Source organism: Candidatus Binatia bacterium (assembly GCA_023150935.1).
GTDB lineage: Bacteria > Desulfobacterota > Binatia > HRBIN30 > HRBIN30 > JAKLJW01.
Genome location: JAKLJW010000014.1, coordinates 59,194 through 76,294, shown reverse-complemented (window position 1 = coordinate 76,294; position 17,101 = coordinate 59,194). Strand labels below are relative to the sequence as shown.

Genomic DNA, 17,101 nt, shown 5'->3' with positions numbered 1-17,101 from the left:
CGCCGGCCAAAGCCCCATGGTCCCCGACTGCATCTTCTGCAGGATTGTCAGTGGAGAAGCCCCGGCCCATCGGGTCTATGAAGACGCCGAGACGCTGGCATTCATGGACATATTCCCGGTCACTGACGGCCACACCCTGGTTATCACCAGGGAGCACTGGGCTGACGTGTTCGACACCTCGGAAGAAGGCCTGGCCGCGGTGGCGCGAACGGCACACCGGGTCGGGCAGGCGATTCGGCGGGCATTAAACCCCGACGGCCTCATGGTCTTCCAGCTCAACGGACGGGCAGCGGGGCAGACGGTGTTTCACTACCACATGCACCTGATGCCGCGAGCAGACGGAGAACCGTTGCAGTTGCACACGCGCGTCCCCGGCGACCCGGCGCGCTTGCAGGAACTTGCCGCACGTCTGTCGGCCGCTCTGTAATCGAAGGGCATGTCGAAAGGCGGCCTGCCGACCGCGGCGATCGTGCTGCCCTGCGACCACTTACGGAAGGCGTAACCCGGAAGCCTCGCGGACGGGGGGCTGCCCTCGCTTGGTACTTGTGCGTTGCGTCCGGCGGTGAAAGAATGCGGCCCTTGCCGTAGACTCGTCGGGCTTTGCATCGCGGCCAGGGCACGAGCCGCCAACAGGAGGGCCGATGAACACCGTGCGGGACATTCTGAACGCTAAAGGGGGCAAGGTATGGTCGGTGTCCCCCGATCTCACGGTCTTCGACACACTAAGATTGATGGCCGATCACAACATCGGCGCCGTGCTGGTCGTGGAGTTCGAGCGTCCGGTGGGAATGTTCTCGGAGCGAGACTACGCGCGTCAGGTGGTCTTGAAGGGCAAGACATCCAAGGACACTCCGGTCAGCGAGGTCATGTCGACCCAGGTTGTTTTCGTGCGCCCCACGCAGAAGCTAGAGGAGTGTATGGCGCTGATGACCGACAAGCGTGTTCGACACCTACCGGTGTTGGAGGACGAACGAGTCATCGGGGTAGTGTCGATCGGCGACGTGGTCAAGGCGGTAATTTCCGAGAAGGAGTTCATTATCGAACAGCTTGCCACGTACATCACCAGCGGCGGGTGAAGCCGGGGAGGGTCGGACCGGTACGGGAAGGCGGTGTAGCAGTGGTTGACAGCGTGAGCGGGTTTTGGTTTCAGTTGGTTTTTGCGTCGCGCGACGGAGACGAGATTGGCCGGGAGCGCCGAAAGTCCCAGTGGCCCGACCGGTGTGAGAGGAAGGCATGAAACGAACCTACCAGCCGAGCAACAGGCGTCGGAAACGCACGCACGGCTTTCGCGCCCGCATGGCGACCCCGGAGGGGCGGCAGGTGCTGAAGCGCCGGCGGGCGAAGGGACGCAAGCGACTTACCGTAACGATTCCGCCCAAGCAGCCCCGTTAGGCCGGCGCCGGGAGGCGTCGTTTCCCAGGTCGGCACGGGTCCGCAAGCGCGCGGAGTTCGTTCGTCTGCAGGGGGCATCGCCCCGACGGCGTGGCGCCCTTTTCGTCGTGATCACCGAGCCAAACCCCACAGGAGAGTCGCGTTTGGGTATCACCGTGAGCAAGCGCGTCGGGGATGCGGTGGTGCGCAACCGTGTCAAGCGAATGATTCGAGAAGTCTTCCGGCGCTATCGTAAGCGCATCCATCCCCCGCAAACGGTTCTGGTCATCGGCCGCCCCGCAGCGGCGACTGCGACCTATGCGCAAGTGCGAAGCGAGCTGGCGCGGGCCCTGCGAATCGATGTCGATTGAAACCCAGACATGGTCCGGCGACCCTGGCGGATCCCCGAGTCTCGCGACACGGGTGGTGCTGAGCTTCCTGTGGCTGTATTCGGCGGCGCTGTCGCCGTTTCTGGGTAGCTGCTGCCGATTCCAACCCAGTTGTTCTGCATATACTCGGACCGCCGTCGGACGCTACGGCGCGTTGCGCGGTCTGTGGCTCGGGGCTCGGCGGCTCCTGCGCTGTCACCCATGGCACCCCGGGGGATGGGACCCGGTGACGTAAGTTGATGGAAAAACGTGCGTTTCTCGCTGCCGCACTGGCCCTTGCCATCCTTATAGGTTGGCAGTACCTGCTGGCGTACCTTTATCCGCACGCCCCGGGTGAGCGCGGCGCAGGCGGGATTGCCACACCGGCGGCGATCGCACCCACCGGCATGGAGGCGCCACGGTTACCGGCGGCCCAGGCGGCACCACCGGCCGCCGTGGCGCAGCGCGTCGCCGTCGAAACCGATCTCTACAACGCCGTCTTCACGTCGGTCGGCGGCCGGCTCGAGAGCTTGCGACTGAAGCGGTATCGGACTTCCGTCGACCCGGCGAGCGCGCCGCAGGAGACCGTTCTGGCCGGACAACAGGGTGAGTTGCCGTTCGGTATCGAACTACGCGGCGCCGAGGTGCTGTCCGATCTGGGCGCCGCATACACGATCGAAGGCGGTAACCTCTCGTTGCGCGGCTCCGAGACCGGGGCGCTGGCCTTCACGTGGAGCACTCAGGGGGGGGTGATTCGCAAGCAACTAACCTTCAAGGGTGACGCCTACGACTTCGGGCTCGTGGTGACGGCGACGGACATCCCACCGCCGTTCAGCGAGTTGGGAGTTACCTGGACGAAGATGGCGGAGTTGCCGCCGCAGCCGGGCAGCAGCGTGATCTTCGACCGGACGTTCTATCTCACCGGGCGCAAGGTGTACGAGCAACAGTTCAGCGACCTTGCGGACGGACAGATTCACTCCGAGGAGACGCTTGGGGCACCGATCGGCTGGGTAGGGTATGCGGGCCCGCACTTCCTCGCCGGGGCTTTGCCCGCCGGGGACGTGCGACCGCGGCTGTGGCTGAAGCTCCGCGACCACACGGTCGAGGAGATGCTGCTGTTCCCGCTCACCGGAGGCCATGTGCGGGCGCCGTTCGACATCTTCGTCGGTCCGAAGGATTTCGCGGTCCTCGACACTGTAGGCAATAACCTGTCGCGCGCCGTCGATCTCGGGTTCTTTGGCTTCGTGGCCTTGCCTCTGCTCAAGGCTCTGGAATTCTCGCACCGCTTCACAGGAAACTACGGGGTCGACATCATCCTGCTCACTGTGGTGATCAAGCTGCTGTTCACGCCGCTGACCAACAAGAGCTTCAAGTCCATGCGGGAGATGCAAAAGCTGCAACCGCAGATGATGAAGATCCGGGAGAAGCTCAAGGACAAGCCGGAGGAAATGAACAAGGAAATCATGGAGTTGTACCGGCGCCACAAGGTAAACCCCCTGGGTGGCTGCTTGCCGATGCTGCTTCAGATTCCAGTGTTCATCGGTTTGTACACGGCGCTGCAGAATGCCGTCGAATTGCGGCATGCGCCGTTCGTACTCTGGATCAACGACCTCGCCGCTCCGGATCGGCTCGGATCGATTCAATTGCCGTTCGTGGAGCATCCGGGCATCCCGGTCCTGACCCTGCTGATGGGCGTGAGCATGTTCGTGCAGCAGTGGATGACCCCGACCGCCGGCGATCCGACGCAGCAGCGCGTGATGATGATCATGCCGGTGATGTTTACCGTGATGTTCGTCAACTTCCCGGCCGGTCTTGTCCTTTACTGGCTCGTCAACAACGTCCTGACCATTGCCCAGCAATGGTACATGACCCGCGCCGCAACGTGAGGAATATGTCGTACGAGGATCTGTCTGGAGCGCCGCTCGATCCGAACCCGGACCGATCGGGCGGCCAGCCGTCGTCGCTGGGTCCGGGCTCTGCCGGCGGTAACCTTGCCACGCGATCGTTCGTGTAGGATGGGGGGTACGTATGCAAGCCGTTGTAGCCGAAGGCGACACCATCGATGCGGCGATCGACACCGCCCTGGCGATGCTCGGGGTAACGCGCGACCGCGTCGAAATCGAAATCATCAGCAACGCCACACGCGGCATTCTCGGGTTCGGCGGTCGTAAGGCGCGGGTACGCGCGACCCTGCGGCGGCCAATTACCGAGGACAGCGAGGTACGGCAGGCCGCACCCCCGCCACCACCCCCACCGGCACCGCAAGAGATCCCTCGATCCGTGCCCAGCACTCCGGCTCCGGCCCCGCCAGCGACGGTCGCGCCGCCGGCACCGGCAGCGCCTACCGCCGCAGTACCGGATCAGAAACCCGCGCCCGAACCGGGGAAGATGCCCCCTGAGCGGACTCGGCCGGAACTTGCGACGGAACCAGCGACCCCCCCCACCGTCGCGGAACATCCGACACCCACCGCCATCGCGATCGACGACGCGGCCATGGCCCATGCCGCGCGAGTCTTGCAAGAAATCGTTGCACGCATCGGCATCGAGGCGCAGGTGACGGCAAAGGGTGAAGACGACCGCATCCTGCTGCAAATGACCGGGGATACGAGCGGCGTGCTCATCGGTCGTCGCGGCCAGATGCTCGACGCCCTCGAGTACATCGTCAACCGCATTGTCTCGCGCGACGAGGGAGCCTCGGCGCACATTGTCATCGACTCGGAGAATTACCGGGAGCGCCGTCGGGCCGCACTCGAGGACCTGGCGCGGCGCATGGCCCAGCAGGCGAAGAGGAAGCGAAAACCAATCACTTTGAACCCGATGAGCCCGCGTGACCGCCGGATCGTGCATCTCGTGTTGCAAGGCGATCGATCTCTGACGACTCGCAGTTCCGGCACAGGGTTCTACCGTAAGCTGGTGATCATTCCCGAGGGAGCGGCCGGCCGGGGCACCCGTGAGGCCAAGCACGAATTGCCCGACGATGCCTGAGCACTGATGTACGAAACCGATACGATCGCCGCCGTGGCGACGCCGGCCGGTCACGGCGGCGTCGGGATCGTACGGATCAGCGGCCCGCAGGCGTTGCAGATAGCCGGGGTTCTGTTTCGCCGCGCCACATCCGATACCACCTGGCGATCGCGTCACCTGTACGCCGGGTCCGTAACCGACCCGCACGGTCGCCTGATCGATCAGGGGCTGGCCGTCGTCATGCGGGGACCTCGCAGCTTCACTGGTGAAGATGTGATCGAGTTCCACTGCCACGGCAGCCCCGTCGTACTGCGCCAAGTATTAACCAGCGTCCTCGCACTCGGTGCGCGGCCAGCAAGCCCCGGCGAGTTCACCCGGCGAGCGTTTCTGAACGGCCGCATCGACCTCACGCAAGCCGAGGCGGTGATCGATCTGGTCAGCGCTCGAACCGAAGCCGGCGCGGCCATGGCGGTCAGGCAGCTTGCCGGACACCTTTCGGCACACCTCGACAAGTTGCGCGACGGCCTGACCCATCTGCTGGCACTACTGGAAGTGCAGATCGACTTCAGCGACGAGGACGTCGGCGTCGACGCCGACACTGCGACTCGCGCCGCCGAGAAAAGCCTGACTACGCTTGACGATCTGCTCGAATCTTATCGCCATGGCAAGGCGATCCGGGACGGCGCCCGCGTGGCGATCATAGGCAAGCCTAACGTCGGGAAGTCCAGCCTCCTCAACGCGCTCCTGGGCGTGGATCGCGCCATCGTCAACCCGCTCGCCGGAACGACCCGCGACACCATCGAGGAATGCGTCGATCTCGACGGCCTACCCGTCGTACTTGTCGACACCGCAGGTTTGCACGGACCAGACGGGATCGAAACCGTCGAGGCCCTCGGCATCGCCCGCGCCAGGGCAGCGATGCAAACTGCCGACCTGTTGCTCGCAGTCGTCGATGCCTCGCAGCCGATCGACGAACGCGACATCGAGGTCATGGCTGCCGCTGGAGCCTCGCCGCGGGTGCTGGTCCTCAACAAGCTCGATCTGGGCCTGCGCCTCGCACCAGCCGACATCGGCCGCCTTCAGAACGGCGCTGGCGTGGTGCAGGTGTCCGCGACGGCTGGTCGAGGGCTAGACACGCTCCGCGAACGCATACGTGCGTGCCTCCTCTCGGATGTGGAGGCGCATCGTGAAGGACCGGTGCTCTCGTCAGTGCGCCACCGCGACGCCCTCGAAAAAGCACGCCGGTCGCTCGCGCTGGCAAGGCAGGCTCTGTCCGACGGGTTCGCAGCCGAGCTTGTCGCTATTGATGTACGTGACGCGCTCGATCATATCGGCGGTGTGACCGGAGTAGTCACCACCGAAGACGTGCTCGATGACGTGTTCAGCCGTTTCTGCATCGGGAAATGATGCGCGATGTTCCACGTGAAACAAGAAAAGCGAATGGGTCCGTTCTCTCGTACGTTTGACGTGATTGTGGTCGGGGCGGGACACGCCGGGATCGAGGCCGGCCTGATCGCGTCTCGCCTGGGTTGCGCTACTCTTGTGGTCACACAAAACCTCGATCACGTCGGCCAGATGTCGTGCAATCCGGCCATTGGCGGCATCGGCAAGGGGCACCTGGTGCGTGAAATCGACGCACTTGGCGGCGATATGGCGCGCGCAATTGACGAGACCGGCATCCAGTTCCGGCAGCTCAATACGAAGAAGGGTCCTGCCGTGAGAGCGTCACGCGCGCAGGCGGACAAGGCCGCGTACCGGCAGCGGATGAAACGCCGGCTGGAAACCGCCGCGCATCTCACTCTGTATCAGGGTGCCGTCGAGGCGCTGCTGATCGAGGCCGGGACAGTGCGTGGAGTACGAACCGAAATGGGCGAGGAGATCGCCGGACGCACGGTGATTCTCACGACGGGAACGTTTCTTAACGGGCTGATTCACGTCGGTGAGCGCACGCAGCCGGCGGGACGCGCAGGAGATTTCGCGTCTACAGGGCTCAGCGAGCAGCTCATGCAACTCGGGTTTCGAATCGGGCGGCTCAAGACCGGCACCTGCCCGCGGCTCGATACGCGTACGATCGACTACAGTTCGCTCCAGATTCAACCGGGCGACGATCCGCCCGTGCCGTTCTCTTTCGGGACGGCAAAGATCGCACAGCCACAGGTGGCGTGCCACATCACCTACACGACTCCCGGTACGCACGAAATAATCCGTAGCGGGCTGGATCGGTCGCCGCTCTTCAGCGGGCGAATTCAGGGCCGTGGGCCGCGATACTGTCCGTCGATAGAGGACAAGATCGTCCGTTTTGCAGACAAAGAACGGCACCAGATCTTCCTTGAGCCCGAGGGGCGCGACACCGTCGAGGTGTACCCGAACGGTCTATCGACGAGCCTGCCGCTCGACGTGCAAATCGCCATGGTCCGCTCGATTCCCGGTCTCGAAGCGGCCGTGATCATGCGGCCCGGGTACGCAATCGAGTACGATTACGTCGATCCGATGCACTTGCAACTATCTCTGGAAACCAAGCCCGTACGAGGCCTGTACCACGCGGGCCAGATCAACGGCACGACAGGCTACGAAGAGGCCGCCGCTCAGGGGCTCATTGCCGGCATCAATGCGGCGCTGGCCTGCCGGGATCAAGCACCCATCGTACTCGGACGCGACGAAGCGTACATAGGGGTGCTCATAGACGATCTGGTCACCCGCGGCGTCGGGGGGGAACCGTATCGGATGTTTACCTCCAGGGCCGAGTATCGCCTGCTGCTGAGAGAAGACAATGCGGATCGCCGACTGGCCGGCGTTGCTCGCCGGGTTCGCACGCTGGCCCCGGGCGATATCGACAGAGTCGCCCGCAAAGACGATCTCGTCCGCACCGAGATCGCCCGCCTCGAGTCGACCGTGATCAACCCGGCGGTGGCTCTTAACCGACGCCTCACCGAGCTGGGGTCGGCCCCACTGACGAGCCCGACGACGCTTGGCCAGTTGCTGCGCCGCCCGGAACTGACGTACGAGAATGTGCTGGCCGCCGTCGCCGAGGATCAATCGGACCTGGCGGCCGACGTCAGGGCGCAAGTCGAGGTATCGGTCAAGTACGCCGGCTACGTGCGACGCCAGCAACATGCGGTGGAAAGAGTGAAACGGCTGGAGGCGGCGCACCTTCCTGCAGACCTCGACTACGGTGCGGTGGCCGGGCTGTCACGCGAGGTTCAGGAGCGGCTGAGCGCCGTTCGACCGTTGTCACTGGGGCAGGCAGCGCGTGTCCCAGGCGTAACCCCGGCGGCGGTATCGTTGCTCGCTGTACATGTCCAGCGTCGTACGCGCCGGAGTGAAGGGTCGGCAGCCGGGGGCGTGGCGCCGTCTGCGGGGATCGTGGCCGGCCCCCGACCTTGACCGCAGTGAAAAAACACCGACCTCGAACCAAGGCCCAACGCTTTCCCGTCGGCAACCAGTCCGACCAGACCGGTATCGATGCGGCCCTCGGTGACGTTGAGGCCGGGTTGCGTGATGCCGGAGTGGACACTCCCGAGGAGTACCGGCAACGGTTTCGGGCATACATCGAGGCGTTGCTCCTCTGGCAGCCCAGGGTGTCGCTGACGGCGGCGGATACGGCGCAGGCAATCGCACGCGAACACATTGTGGATTCGCTGCCGGTGGCGCGTCTGGTACGGCCGGGCATGCGGGTCGGCGACGTTGGCAGCGGGGCGGGCTTTCCGGGCATTCCGGTCGCCATCGTTTGCCCGGCGGCGCGGGTCGTATTGATCGAATCACGGCGCAAACGGGCGAACTTCTTGCGTGACGCCGTCCGTCAGGCACGAATGGATAACGTGGAGGTCCGGGAGGAACGGCTCGAAACTCTGACCGGGCAAGAAGCCGGGAGGTACGACATCATTGTGAGCCGGGCATTCGGACCACTCGACGCATTTCTGGAAATGGTACGGCCGTTATTGGTCGCGGGCGGCATGGCCGTGGCAATGAAGGGCCCGCGGGGCATCGCCGAGGCCGCGACGGGGGGCGCTTCGGGGTACGGCGAGCGCGAGGTCTTGCGCTATCGCTTGCCAAACGGTGCCGAGCACCTGTTGCTGGTATACCGGCGGCGGTGAGCCGGTTCCTTGAGGGGGGCACTCTGCGGTCGTTGAGGGGCTTGGCTTGGGGTCCCGTTGAGGTCTTGAGGTCTTGGGGTCTTGGGGTCTTGAGGTCTTGTTGGAGGTCGAGATCGGTATTGAGGCTGACCTGAGTTACGAATTCCGCGGATGCGCACACCGTGCGAAGAAAGTTAGATGGGGAGGGCGAGGCCAATGTCACTTAACGACATTGAGGGCGAGGCTCCTGCCGAGCCGTCGTCAGACTGTCGCGACTCGGCGGGAGCCTCGCCCTCCCAGCGGAGGTGTGCAGGGATCACGGGAATCGTCGCACCATGTGATGTTCCCGGGATTGGTGAATTTGGACCTCATTCCTCCGTTTCACGTGAAACACTTCACTCCGCCCCGTCGCTGTGGTACACGAGCCTCACTTCAACTGACTGTGGCGATAGGGATGTGCGGTGGGGCGCGTCATCTGCTTGGCAAACCAGAAGGGCGGAGTCGGCAAGACAACCACGGCGGTTAACCTCGCCGCCTGTCTCGGCCTCGCGGGACACCCGACCCTGCTGATCGATCTCGATCCGCAAGCGAGTGCGAGCAGCGGTGTCGGCGTTAGCCGTGGCGAGAACGACCCCAGTACCTACGACGTCATTATCGGACAGCGGCCCGCAGCCGCCGCGATTCGCACTTCCGCCGTCGCCGGCTTGGCCGTCCTTCCAGCGAGCCGTGATTTGATCGGAGCGGAAATCGAGTTGGTGCCGATGCTGGCGCGCGAGCATCGACTCGCCGATGCACTCAGAGGAGTGCGTGACCAGTACGAATTCATCCTCGTGGACTGCCCACCCTCGCTGGGGTTGCTCACCTTGAACGGACTCACCGCAGCAGACGCGGTTCTCATTCCGTTGCAGTGCGAATACTACGCGCTGGAGGGTCTGAGCGCGATCCTTGAAACGGTGGAGTTGATTCGCAAGCGCCTGAACCCGTCACTGCAAATCGAGGGTCTGCTGCTGACAATGTTCGATACCCGCAACGGGCTTTGCCACCAGGTGGTCGAGGAAGTGCGGCGATACTTTCCGCAGGACGTGTTCGACACCATCATCCCGCGCAATGTGCGGCTGAGCGAGGCGCCAAGTCATGGGCTGCCTACGGTGGTATACGACCCGACTTCGCGGGGGGCACAAGCGTATCAGATGCTGGCCAGGGAGATGCTGGCCGAACATGGCATGGAGTTAAACGAGGTCCCGGAAACGGGGCCCGGGAGCGAGTCGCAGTCCGATGCGGCGGTGGAGGGTGGCTGATGGAGATGGCGATGAAACGCAAGGCGCTGGGGCGAGGGCTTGGCGCGCTGATTCCAGGGGCCCAGGCGATGACCGAACCGACAGCGGCGCCGACGCTGGTACCGCTGGAAGGCATTCAACCTAACCCGTTGCAGCCGCGACGCTCGTTTTCCGAGGATAGCATCCGGGAACTGGCGGAATCGATCCGCCAGCAGGGCCTGCTTCAGCCCTTGCTCGTGCGCCGTGTACCCGGAGGCTACGAACTGATTGCCGGAGAACGACGTTTTCGTGCGGCCCAACGGCTCGGCCTTGCGGAGGTACCGGTAACGTTCCGGGACGCCGACGACCGCGACCTCCTCGAAATGGCGCTGGTCGAGAACATCCAGCGCGAAGATCTCAATCCCCTGGAGGAAGCGCGCGCCTACCGACGGCTGCTCGACGAGTTCGGCCTGACCCAGGAATCGGTGGCGGCACGGGTCGGCAAGGAGCGGTCCACGGTCGCCAATATCCTGCGTCTGCTGCAACTCCCTTCGGAGATTCAAGTGCAGATCGAGACCGGTGCCCTGACGGCGGGACACGCTCGGGCGCTCGTGAGCCTGCCTTCCGACGATGCCCGCCTTGCACTAGCGCGCGAAGTGGTGACCGGCCGACTGACCGTGCGCCAGACCGAGCAGCGCGCCAGGCAGCAGGGGCAGCGCCCGGCCGCAACCGTGGATCCCGACCGACAGGCGGCCGAGGAGCGCCTGACCCAGTCATTTGGCACGCGGGTTCGCATTGCACCGCGCCGCGAGGGGGCCGGACGACTCGAAATCGAGTATTACTCTCTCGACCAACTCAACGGTCTGATCGATCGACTGATCGCGAGCGAGCGTGGGGGGGGCTTTTGACATGGCGGAGGGTGACTGGTATACGGCTTGCCGCCTTCAGTCCTCCAAAGCGAGGAGAAGCCCATGGCCTTTTTTGGGAAGGACGACAAATCACAGCGGACAAGCGACCTCCGGCCGGGGCCGGTGAGCGTCGCGGCGCCGAAACACGATCTCGTCATCGGCGACGACGCCGCGCAAGCCTATCTGGCCAGAGGGTGCCGCATCGAAGGGCGCCTGTCGTTCGAGGGCAGCGTTCGCATCGACGGCATCGTCGAGGGCGAGATCGACGCACAAGGCACCGTGACCGTTGGTGACACCGCCGCGATCCGCGCTCGGATCGCCGCGGCGAGTATAATTGTCAAAGGGAAAGTCATTGGCGATCTGGTCGCCAGCAAACGGATCGAATTGCACGCGCCCGGACGCCTCGAGGGAAACATCACCACACCGAGCCTGGTCGTGCACGAGGGAGTCGTGTTCGAAGGCCATTGCTCCATGGGCGGCGTGGCGGACACGAAGACGGAAAAGACCGAGAAGAACGATCGAAGCAAAGTCGCTTTGTTTCCAACGGACGAGCGGACCGGGGCAGGAGCCGCTCGAGTGCCATCGGAGGCCGTCAAGTAGGGTGTAGTGCCGCGGCCGTCGACGTGGCCGGTGTCCGTTCAGTGACTCCCGCCTAAACCCGCCAGACCGCGCCGGGCGAGCCCGCGGTCGAGCGGAACAACGACTGCAGTTCAGAACGCAGTGAGCGCACGATGCTGACCTTTCCGCCTGACCATACGTTCTTGATTCAGATCGTCCTGTTCTTCGTGCTGTGGATCGGTCTGAAGAAGCTGCTTTTCGACCCCTTCGTTGCACTGCTGGAAGCCCGCGAAGCGCGTACAACCGGGGCCAAGGCGGCAGCCGCACAGACGCGCTCGGCAACCGAGGTGTCGGCCACCGAGTACGAGCACAGAATGCAGGAGGCCCGGCAACAGGCGGCCCGCGATGCCGCCGTCGTGCGCACCGCAACCGCGGCAGAAGAGCAGCGCGTGCTCGAAACGGCGCGCGAGGAGGCAACCCGCCAACTGGCCATGCTGCGGGACAATTTGGCCCGCCAGGCAGATGCCGCCCGGCCGACCCTGGAAGGCGAAGTGCAGCAACTGGCGACGCGGATGGTCGAACGCATCGCCGGGAGATCTCTCGCATGATTCTGAACCCGATCCTCGCAGCCCTCCCTGCTGCCGTCTCGTTAACTTCGGTCGCCCTGGCCAGCGAAGAGGCTCATCACAACGGTCATGAGGCCTCGTTCGGCGACCTGTTGTTTCCCACCATCAACTTCGTCCTCTTCCTGTGGATCCTCGGCCGTTTCGTAATGCCCGGCATCCGCAGGGCGGTGCGAGATCGGCGCGATACGATAGTGGCCGCCCTCGAAGAGGCCGAACGGGCCAAAGCCGCTGCCGAAAGGCTGCGGCAGGAATGGCACGAACGGCTGACTCAGCTCGAACATCTCGCCGCCGAAATGCGCGGGCAGGCTATCGCCGACGCCGAACGCGACCGCGAACGCATTCTTGCTGCCGCGCACAAGACCGCCGAGGCCATCCGCCGCGACGCGGAACGAGCCGCCGCGTACGAAGTCAGCCGGACACAGCAAGTGCTGCGCGCGGAACTGGTTCGACGCGCCCTCGCCGTCGCCGAAGGCGAAACCCGCGCCAGGTGGACCGCCGTCGATCAGCAGCGGTCGATCGACGAATTTCTTACGCAGGTGCGCTCATGACGTCGCGCGTGGCCCGCCGTTACGCGCGGGCGATCTTCGCCCTGGCGCAGGAAGGGAAACAGCTCCAACCGGTGGCCGACGAACTCGGCCGCCTGGGGACACTCGCCGGCGACCCCGCGGTTCTCGCAGTGCTCAAGAGCCCGACCCTGTCCCTCGATAACCGCGCCAAACTTGCCGACGCACTGGTTCGCGAACTCGCGCTGAACACATCGGTCGCCAATCTCGTCCGGCTGCTCGCGCAACACCATCGCCTTGGCGAACTCGCCGGTATCCGCGATGCGTACCAGGCGCTGCTCGATATCGAACTTGGCCGGGTGCGCATCACCCTCCGCAGCGCCCGCCCGCTCGAACCGCCGCAGCATGACGCCATCGTCGCGGCCTTCGCGATACGCACCGGCAAGACCGTGATTCCCACCGTCGTGGTCGACCCGGAGCTGCTGGGCGGTATCCAGGTCGAAGTGGGCAACAAGGTGTTCGACGGCAGCGTCCGCACTCAACTCGACCGGCTCGCCCACGAGCTCGTCGGCACATCATCGTTGTAGTCAGGAGGATCGATAGGACATGGACATTCGCCCGGCGGAGATCAGCGACGTCATCAAACGGCAGATAGCCGAGTTCGGACGCGAAGTGGAAGTGCGGGAAACCGGGCGGGTTCTGTCCACGGGCGACGGTATCGCCCGCGTGTACGGACTCGACAACGCAGCGGCCGGCGAGTTGCTCCAGTTCCCCCACGACATCTACGGTCTCGTCCTCAATCTCGAAGAAGACAATGTGGGCGCCGCCATCTTCGGCGAATCGGAAGCGATCAAGGAAGGCGATGAGGTCCGGCGTACCAACCGCATCGCCGAAGTGCCCGTCGGGGAGGCGCTGCTCGGCCGCGTCGTCGATGCCATCGGCACGCCGATCGACGGCAAAGGACCGATCGAAGCTACGGAAACCCGGCGCATCGAACTGAAGGCACCCGGCATCGTCAAACGTCAGCCGGTGAAAGAACCCCTGCAGACGGGCATCAAAGCCATCGACGCCATGATTCCCATCGGCCGCGGCCAGCGTGAGCTCATCATCGGCGACCGGCAGACCGGCAAGACGGCAGTGGCCATCGACACGATCATCAATCAGCGCGACGGCGATATGCACTGCATCTACGTCGCCATCGGTCAGAAGCGCTCCACCGTCGCCCAGGTTGTAGACAAGCTCGCCCGGTTCGGCGCGATGAAATACACGACCGTCGTCGCGGCAACCGCCTCCGACTCCGCCCCGCTGCAGTTCATCGCCCCGTACACCGGCTGCACCATTGGCGAGTACTTCCGCGACAGTGGCCGCCACGCACTCGTGATTTACGACGATCTATCCAAGCAGGCCGTCGCTTACCGCGCCCTGTCGCTACTGCTGCGTCGTCCGCCGGGCCGCGAGGCATACCCCGGCGACGTGTTCTACCTGCACTCGCGACTGCTCGAGCGCGCCGCGAAGTTGAGCCCGGAAGCCGGTGGCGGCTCGCTGACCGCTTTGCCGATCATCGAAACCCAGGCCGGCGACGTCTCGGCGTACATTCCGACTAACGTCATCTCCATCACCGACGGCCAGATCTTTCTCGAAACCGACCTGTTCTACTCCGGTGTGCGGCCCGCAGTGAACGTCGGCATCTCGGTGTCACGCGTCGGTGGCTCGGCCCAGGTCAAGGCAATGAAGCAAGTTGCCGGGTCGCTGCGGATCGAACTGGCCCAGTACCGCGAAATGGCCGCCTTCGCGCAGTTCGGTTCCGACCTCGACGCCGCCACTCAGCGCCAGCTTGCCCGCGGTGCCCGCCTCGTCGAGATCCTCAAACAGGGGCAGTACGAACCCCTGCCGGTGGAAAAGCAAATCCTCATCATCTACGCCGCGACCAACGGATATATCGATCACCTCCCCGAAAACGCCGTCCGCAAATACGAGGCCGATCTCTTCAGTTTCGTCGAGAACCGCCATCCGGACATCCTCGAGGCCATCCGCACGAAGAAGACCTTCGACGACGACCTCACGGCAAGGGTCCGCACCGTGCTCAACGAGTTCAAGGAGACTTTCCAGGCCTGAGCGCGCAACCGCGCGGTGCCGAGGCGCCCCCATGGCAAGTCTGAAAATCATCCGCAAACGCATCTCCTCGGTGAAGAGCACCCAGAAGATCACCAAGGCGATGAAGATGGTGTCGGCCGCGAAGCTGCGCCGCGCGCAGGAAGCGGCGACCGCGGCGCGGCCTTACGCCGAGAAGCTCACCGAGTTGCTGAGAAGCGTCGCGGGCCGTGTCGATGCGTCCACTCACCCGCTCCTGCAAGAACGCGCCGAAACGCGCAGCGTTCATCTCCTGCTGGTCACCGCCGACCGTGGGCTGTGCGGCGGATACAACACCAACCTGATTCGACGCACGGAGCAGTTCCTGCACGAGCACGGCGCCGGTCGCGTGCGCCTCACCATCGTCGGCCGCCGCGGCTTCGACTATTTCAAGAAACGGCCGGTTACCATCGCCGACAAGCATATCAATCTGTTCGGCGGCCCCAATGCCGCCCTCGCGGAAAGCCTCGCGACCCAACTGGCGCGCGAGTACGCCGAGGGCACCACCGACGGCGTCTTCCTGCTTTACAACGCGTTCAAGTCGCCGCTGGTGCAAACTCCGACCGTCGAGAAACTCCTGCCGCTGACCGCCGAAGGGCAGGGCGACGGCGGTCCCGCAGACTGCATCTTCGAGCCGACCGCGGCGGCATTGCTCGATCGCCTGCTGCGCCGTTACGTTACGGCACTCATCCTGCACGGCTTCCTCGAAGCCGTCGCCAGCGAACACGGCGCCCGCATGACGGCGATGGACAGTGCGACCAGCAACGCCTCCGATATGATTTCGCGGCTCACGCTGGAGATGAACCGTGCGCGGCAGGCCACGATTACCAAAGAGCTGATGGAAATCATCGGCGGCGCGGAAGCCCTCAAGGGCTGATCCGCCCGGCAAGGATCATAGGGAAAGGACAGGGATACAGGGCATGAATGTCGGCAGCGTCACACAGGTTATCGGTCCGGTAGTCGACGTCGAATTCGCGCGCGGCGATTTGCCGGCCATATACAACGCGTTGAAGGTGACGAATCCTGCCATCAGCGACCAACCCTGGAACCTGGTGCTCGAGGTCGCACAGCACCTCGGCGAGCGCACCGTGCGCTGCGTCGCCATGGACGCCACCGAGGGACTGGTGCGCGGCATGGAAGTGCAGGACACGGGCGACAACATAAAGGTGCCCGTCGGTCCGCAGACGCTCGGCCGCATCATCAATGTCATCGGCGAACCCGTCGACGAGGCCGGGCCGATCGAAGCAGTCACCCGCTATCCGATCCACCGCCCGGCCCCGAGATTCGTCGACCAGGCCGCCGAAGTGCAGGCGTTCGAGACCGGCATCAAAGTCGTCGACCTGCTCACGCCGTACTCGCGCGGCGGGAAGATCGGACTGTTCGGCGGCGCCGGCGTCGGCAAGACCGTGTTCATTCAGGAATTGATTCACAACATCGCCACGCAACACGGCGGTTACTCCGTGTTCGGTGGAGTCGGCGAGCGGACCCGCGAGGGCAACGATCTCTGGCTCGAAATGCGCGAGTCGGGAGTCATCTCGAAAACCGCCCTCGTGTACGGACAGATGAACGAACCGCCCGGTGCCCGCGCCCGCGTCGGTCTCACCGCCGTCACCGTTGCCGAGTACTTCCGCGACGAAGAGGGCAAGGACGTTCTGCTCTTCATCGACAACATCTTTCGATTCACGCAGGCCAACTCGGAAGTGTCGGCTCTGCTGGGGCGCATGCCGTCGGCCGTCGGCTATCAGCCCACTCTGGCAACCGACCTCGGCGAGTTGCAGGAACGCATCACGACCACGAAGAAGGGTTCGATCACCTCGGTGCAGGCCATTTACGTCCCCGCCGACGATCTCACCGACCCGGCGCCGGCGACCACGTTTGCGCACCTCGATGCCACGACCGTGCTGTCGCGTGCGCTGACGGAAATCGGCATCTACCCCGCGGTCGATCCGCTCGACTCGACCTCGCGCATTCTCGACGCCAACGTCGTCGGCGAGGATCACTACCGGACCGCGCGTCAGGTGCAGGAAGTCCTCCAGCGGTACAAAGACCTGCAGGATATCATCGCCATCCTCGGCATGGACGAGCTGTCCGAAGAAGACAAGCTGATCGTGGCGCGGGCACGCAAGGTGCAGCGCTTCCTGTCGCAGCCGTTTAACGTTGCCGAGCAGTTCACCAACATTAAGGGCGCCTACGTGAAACTGCCGGACACGATTCGCGGGTTCAAGGAGCTGGTCGAGGGCAAGCACGACAGCGTACCCGAGCAGGCCTTCTACATGGTGGGCACGATCGAGGACGCGCTGGAGAAGGCGAAACGGCTGGCGAGCTGAGCCGCGGGAGTACGGCG

At 64.4% G+C, this 17,101-nt stretch carries 19 protein-coding genes; all 19 read left to right on the top strand.

Going from position 1 to position 17,101, the window contains the following annotated elements:
• Nucleotides 1-16: 16 nt before the first annotated feature.
• The 19 genes from L6Q96_10515 (at nucleotide 17) to atpD (ending at nucleotide 17,084) form a co-directional block, all read left to right on the top strand.
• Nucleotides 17-427, top strand: a complete 411-nt coding sequence (locus tag L6Q96_10515) for an HIT family protein (GenBank protein MCK6554997.1) — start codon at nucleotides 17-19, stop codon at nucleotides 425-427.
• Nucleotides 428-641: 214 nt separating this feature from the next.
• Nucleotides 642-1,076, top strand: a complete 435-nt coding sequence (locus L6Q96_10510) for a CBS domain-containing protein (protein ID MCK6554996.1) — start codon at nucleotides 642-644, stop codon at nucleotides 1,074-1,076.
• Nucleotides 1,077-1,233: 157 nt separating this feature from the next.
• Complete coding sequence (rpmH, locus tag L6Q96_10505) at nucleotides 1,234-1,392, top strand: 50S ribosomal protein L34 (protein ID MCK6554995.1); 159 nt, start codon at nucleotides 1,234-1,236, stop codon at nucleotides 1,390-1,392.
• Nucleotides 1,393-1,457: 65 nt separating this feature from the next.
• Nucleotides 1,458-1,742 (top strand): ribonuclease P protein component, encoded by a 285-nt coding sequence (rnpA, locus tag L6Q96_10500; protein MCK6554994.1) that lies wholly within the window; start codon nucleotides 1,458-1,460, stop codon nucleotides 1,740-1,742.
• Complete coding sequence (yidD, locus tag L6Q96_10495; protein MCK6554993.1) at nucleotides 1,732-1,995, top strand: membrane protein insertion efficiency factor YidD; 264 nt, start codon at nucleotides 1,732-1,734, stop codon at nucleotides 1,993-1,995. Before rnpA ends, yidD begins: the two co-directional genes overlap by 11 nt.
• 4 nt (nucleotides 1,996-1,999) lie before the next feature.
• Nucleotides 2,000-3,625 (top strand): membrane protein insertase YidC, encoded by a 1,626-nt coding sequence (gene yidC / locus L6Q96_10490; GenBank protein MCK6554992.1) that lies wholly within the window; start codon nucleotides 2,000-2,002, stop codon nucleotides 3,623-3,625.
• Between the two features lie 142 nt (nucleotides 3,626-3,767).
• Nucleotides 3,768-4,724, top strand: a complete 957-nt coding sequence (locus L6Q96_10485) for a Jag N-terminal domain-containing protein (GenBank protein MCK6554991.1) — start codon at nucleotides 3,768-3,770, stop codon at nucleotides 4,722-4,724.
• 6 nt (nucleotides 4,725-4,730) lie between these two features.
• A complete protein-coding gene (gene mnmE, locus L6Q96_10480) occupies nucleotides 4,731-6,110 on the top strand; it encodes a tRNA uridine-5-carboxymethylaminomethyl(34) synthesis GTPase MnmE (protein MCK6554990.1) in 1,380 nt (459 codons plus the stop codon).
• Nucleotides 6,111-6,143: 33 nt separating this feature from the next.
• On the top strand, nucleotides 6,144-8,087 hold the full coding sequence (gene mnmG / locus L6Q96_10475) for a tRNA uridine-5-carboxymethylaminomethyl(34) synthesis enzyme MnmG (GenBank protein ID MCK6554989.1): 1,944 nt from the start codon (nucleotides 6,144-6,146) through the stop codon (nucleotides 8,085-8,087).
• A 5-nt stretch (nucleotides 8,088-8,092) separates the two neighbouring features.
• Nucleotides 8,093-8,797: a 16S rRNA (guanine(527)-N(7))-methyltransferase RsmG gene (gene rsmG / locus L6Q96_10470; protein MCK6554988.1), complete on the top strand. Its 705-nt coding sequence runs from the start codon at nucleotides 8,093-8,095 to the stop codon at nucleotides 8,795-8,797.
• 440 nt (nucleotides 8,798-9,237) lie between these two features.
• Nucleotides 9,238-10,074 (top strand): ParA family protein, encoded by an 837-nt coding sequence (locus L6Q96_10465; protein ID MCK6554987.1) that lies wholly within the window; start codon nucleotides 9,238-9,240, stop codon nucleotides 10,072-10,074.
• Between the two features lie 5 nt (nucleotides 10,075-10,079).
• A complete protein-coding gene (locus L6Q96_10460) occupies nucleotides 10,080-10,940 on the top strand; it encodes a ParB/RepB/Spo0J family partition protein (GenBank protein MCK6554986.1) in 861 nt (286 codons plus the stop codon).
• Nucleotides 10,941-11,003: 63 nt separating this feature from the next.
• The gene (locus L6Q96_10455) at nucleotides 11,004-11,540 is read left to right on the top strand and encodes a polymer-forming cytoskeletal protein (protein ID MCK6554985.1); all 537 of its coding nucleotides are present in this window, start codon (nucleotides 11,004-11,006) and stop codon (nucleotides 11,538-11,540) included.
• A gap of 131 nt (nucleotides 11,541-11,671) precedes the next feature.
• Complete coding sequence (locus tag L6Q96_10450; GenBank protein MCK6554984.1) at nucleotides 11,672-12,106, top strand: ATP synthase F0 subunit B; 435 nt, start codon at nucleotides 11,672-11,674, stop codon at nucleotides 12,104-12,106.
• Nucleotides 12,103-12,672, top strand: a complete 570-nt coding sequence (locus L6Q96_10445) for an ATP synthase F0 subunit B (protein MCK6554983.1) — start codon at nucleotides 12,103-12,105, stop codon at nucleotides 12,670-12,672. The genes L6Q96_10450 and L6Q96_10445 overlap by 4 nt, the downstream gene beginning before the upstream one ends.
• Nucleotides 12,669-13,214 carry an ATP synthase F1 subunit delta gene (atpH, locus tag L6Q96_10440; GenBank protein MCK6554982.1) on the top strand — a complete coding sequence of 182 codons (546 nt, stop codon included), beginning with the start codon at nucleotides 12,669-12,671 and terminating at the stop codon, nucleotides 13,212-13,214. Before L6Q96_10445 ends, atpH begins: the two co-directional genes overlap by 4 nt.
• A 19-nt stretch (nucleotides 13,215-13,233) precedes the next feature.
• Nucleotides 13,234-14,742: a F0F1 ATP synthase subunit alpha gene (gene atpA / locus L6Q96_10435; protein ID MCK6554981.1), complete on the top strand. Its 1,509-nt coding sequence runs from the start codon at nucleotides 13,234-13,236 to the stop codon at nucleotides 14,740-14,742.
• Nucleotides 14,743-14,773: 31 nt separating this feature from the next.
• Nucleotides 14,774-15,634, top strand: coding sequence for an ATP synthase F1 subunit gamma (gene atpG / locus L6Q96_10430; GenBank protein ID MCK6554980.1), 861 nt, complete (start codon nucleotides 14,774-14,776; stop codon nucleotides 15,632-15,634).
• Nucleotides 15,635-15,677: 43 nt separating this feature from the next.
• A complete protein-coding gene (gene atpD / locus L6Q96_10425; protein ID MCK6554979.1) occupies nucleotides 15,678-17,084 on the top strand; it encodes a F0F1 ATP synthase subunit beta in 1,407 nt (468 codons plus the stop codon).
• Nucleotides 17,085-17,101: the final 17 nt, after the last annotated feature.

What these genes read in the sequence shown, in the direction of transcription:
- yidC (MCK6554992.1), top strand. Translation starts at nt 2,000, where the DNA reads ATGGAAAAACGTGCGTTTCTCGCTGCCGCACTGGCCCTTGCCATCCTT.
- mnmG (MCK6554989.1), top strand. Translation starts at nt 6,144, where the DNA reads ATGGGTCCGTTCTCTCGTACGTTTGACGTGATTGTGGTCGGGGCGGGA.
- L6Q96_10485 (MCK6554991.1), top strand. Translation starts at nt 3,768, where the DNA reads ATGCAAGCCGTTGTAGCCGAAGGCGACACCATCGATGCGGCGATCGAC.
- atpA (MCK6554981.1), top strand. Translation starts at nt 13,234, where the DNA reads ATGGACATTCGCCCGGCGGAGATCAGCGACGTCATCAAACGGCAGATA.
- yidD (MCK6554993.1), top strand. Translation starts at nt 1,732, where the DNA reads ATGTCGATTGAAACCCAGACATGGTCCGGCGACCCTGGCGGATCCCCG.
- atpD (MCK6554979.1), top strand. Translation starts at nt 15,678, where the DNA reads ATGAATGTCGGCAGCGTCACACAGGTTATCGGTCCGGTAGTCGACGTC.
- L6Q96_10515 (MCK6554997.1), top strand. Translation starts at nt 17, where the DNA reads ATGGTCCCCGACTGCATCTTCTGCAGGATTGTCAGTGGAGAAGCCCCG.
- mnmE (MCK6554990.1), top strand. Translation starts at nt 4,731, where the DNA reads ATGTACGAAACCGATACGATCGCCGCCGTGGCGACGCCGGCCGGTCAC.
- L6Q96_10510 (MCK6554996.1), top strand. Translation starts at nt 642, where the DNA reads ATGAACACCGTGCGGGACATTCTGAACGCTAAAGGGGGCAAGGTATGG.
- atpG (MCK6554980.1), top strand. Translation starts at nt 14,774, where the DNA reads ATGGCAAGTCTGAAAATCATCCGCAAACGCATCTCCTCGGTGAAGAGC.
- L6Q96_10445 (MCK6554983.1), top strand. Translation starts at nt 12,103, where the DNA reads ATGATTCTGAACCCGATCCTCGCAGCCCTCCCTGCTGCCGTCTCGTTA.
- rpmH (MCK6554995.1), top strand. Translation starts at nt 1,234, where the DNA reads ATGAAACGAACCTACCAGCCGAGCAACAGGCGTCGGAAACGCACGCAC.
- L6Q96_10455 (MCK6554985.1), top strand. Translation starts at nt 11,004, where the DNA reads ATGGCCTTTTTTGGGAAGGACGACAAATCACAGCGGACAAGCGACCTC.
- atpH (MCK6554982.1), top strand. Translation starts at nt 12,669, where the DNA reads ATGACGTCGCGCGTGGCCCGCCGTTACGCGCGGGCGATCTTCGCCCTG.
- L6Q96_10450 (MCK6554984.1), top strand. Translation starts at nt 11,672, where the DNA reads ATGCTGACCTTTCCGCCTGACCATACGTTCTTGATTCAGATCGTCCTG.
- L6Q96_10460 (MCK6554986.1), top strand. Translation starts at nt 10,080, where the DNA reads ATGGCGATGAAACGCAAGGCGCTGGGGCGAGGGCTTGGCGCGCTGATT.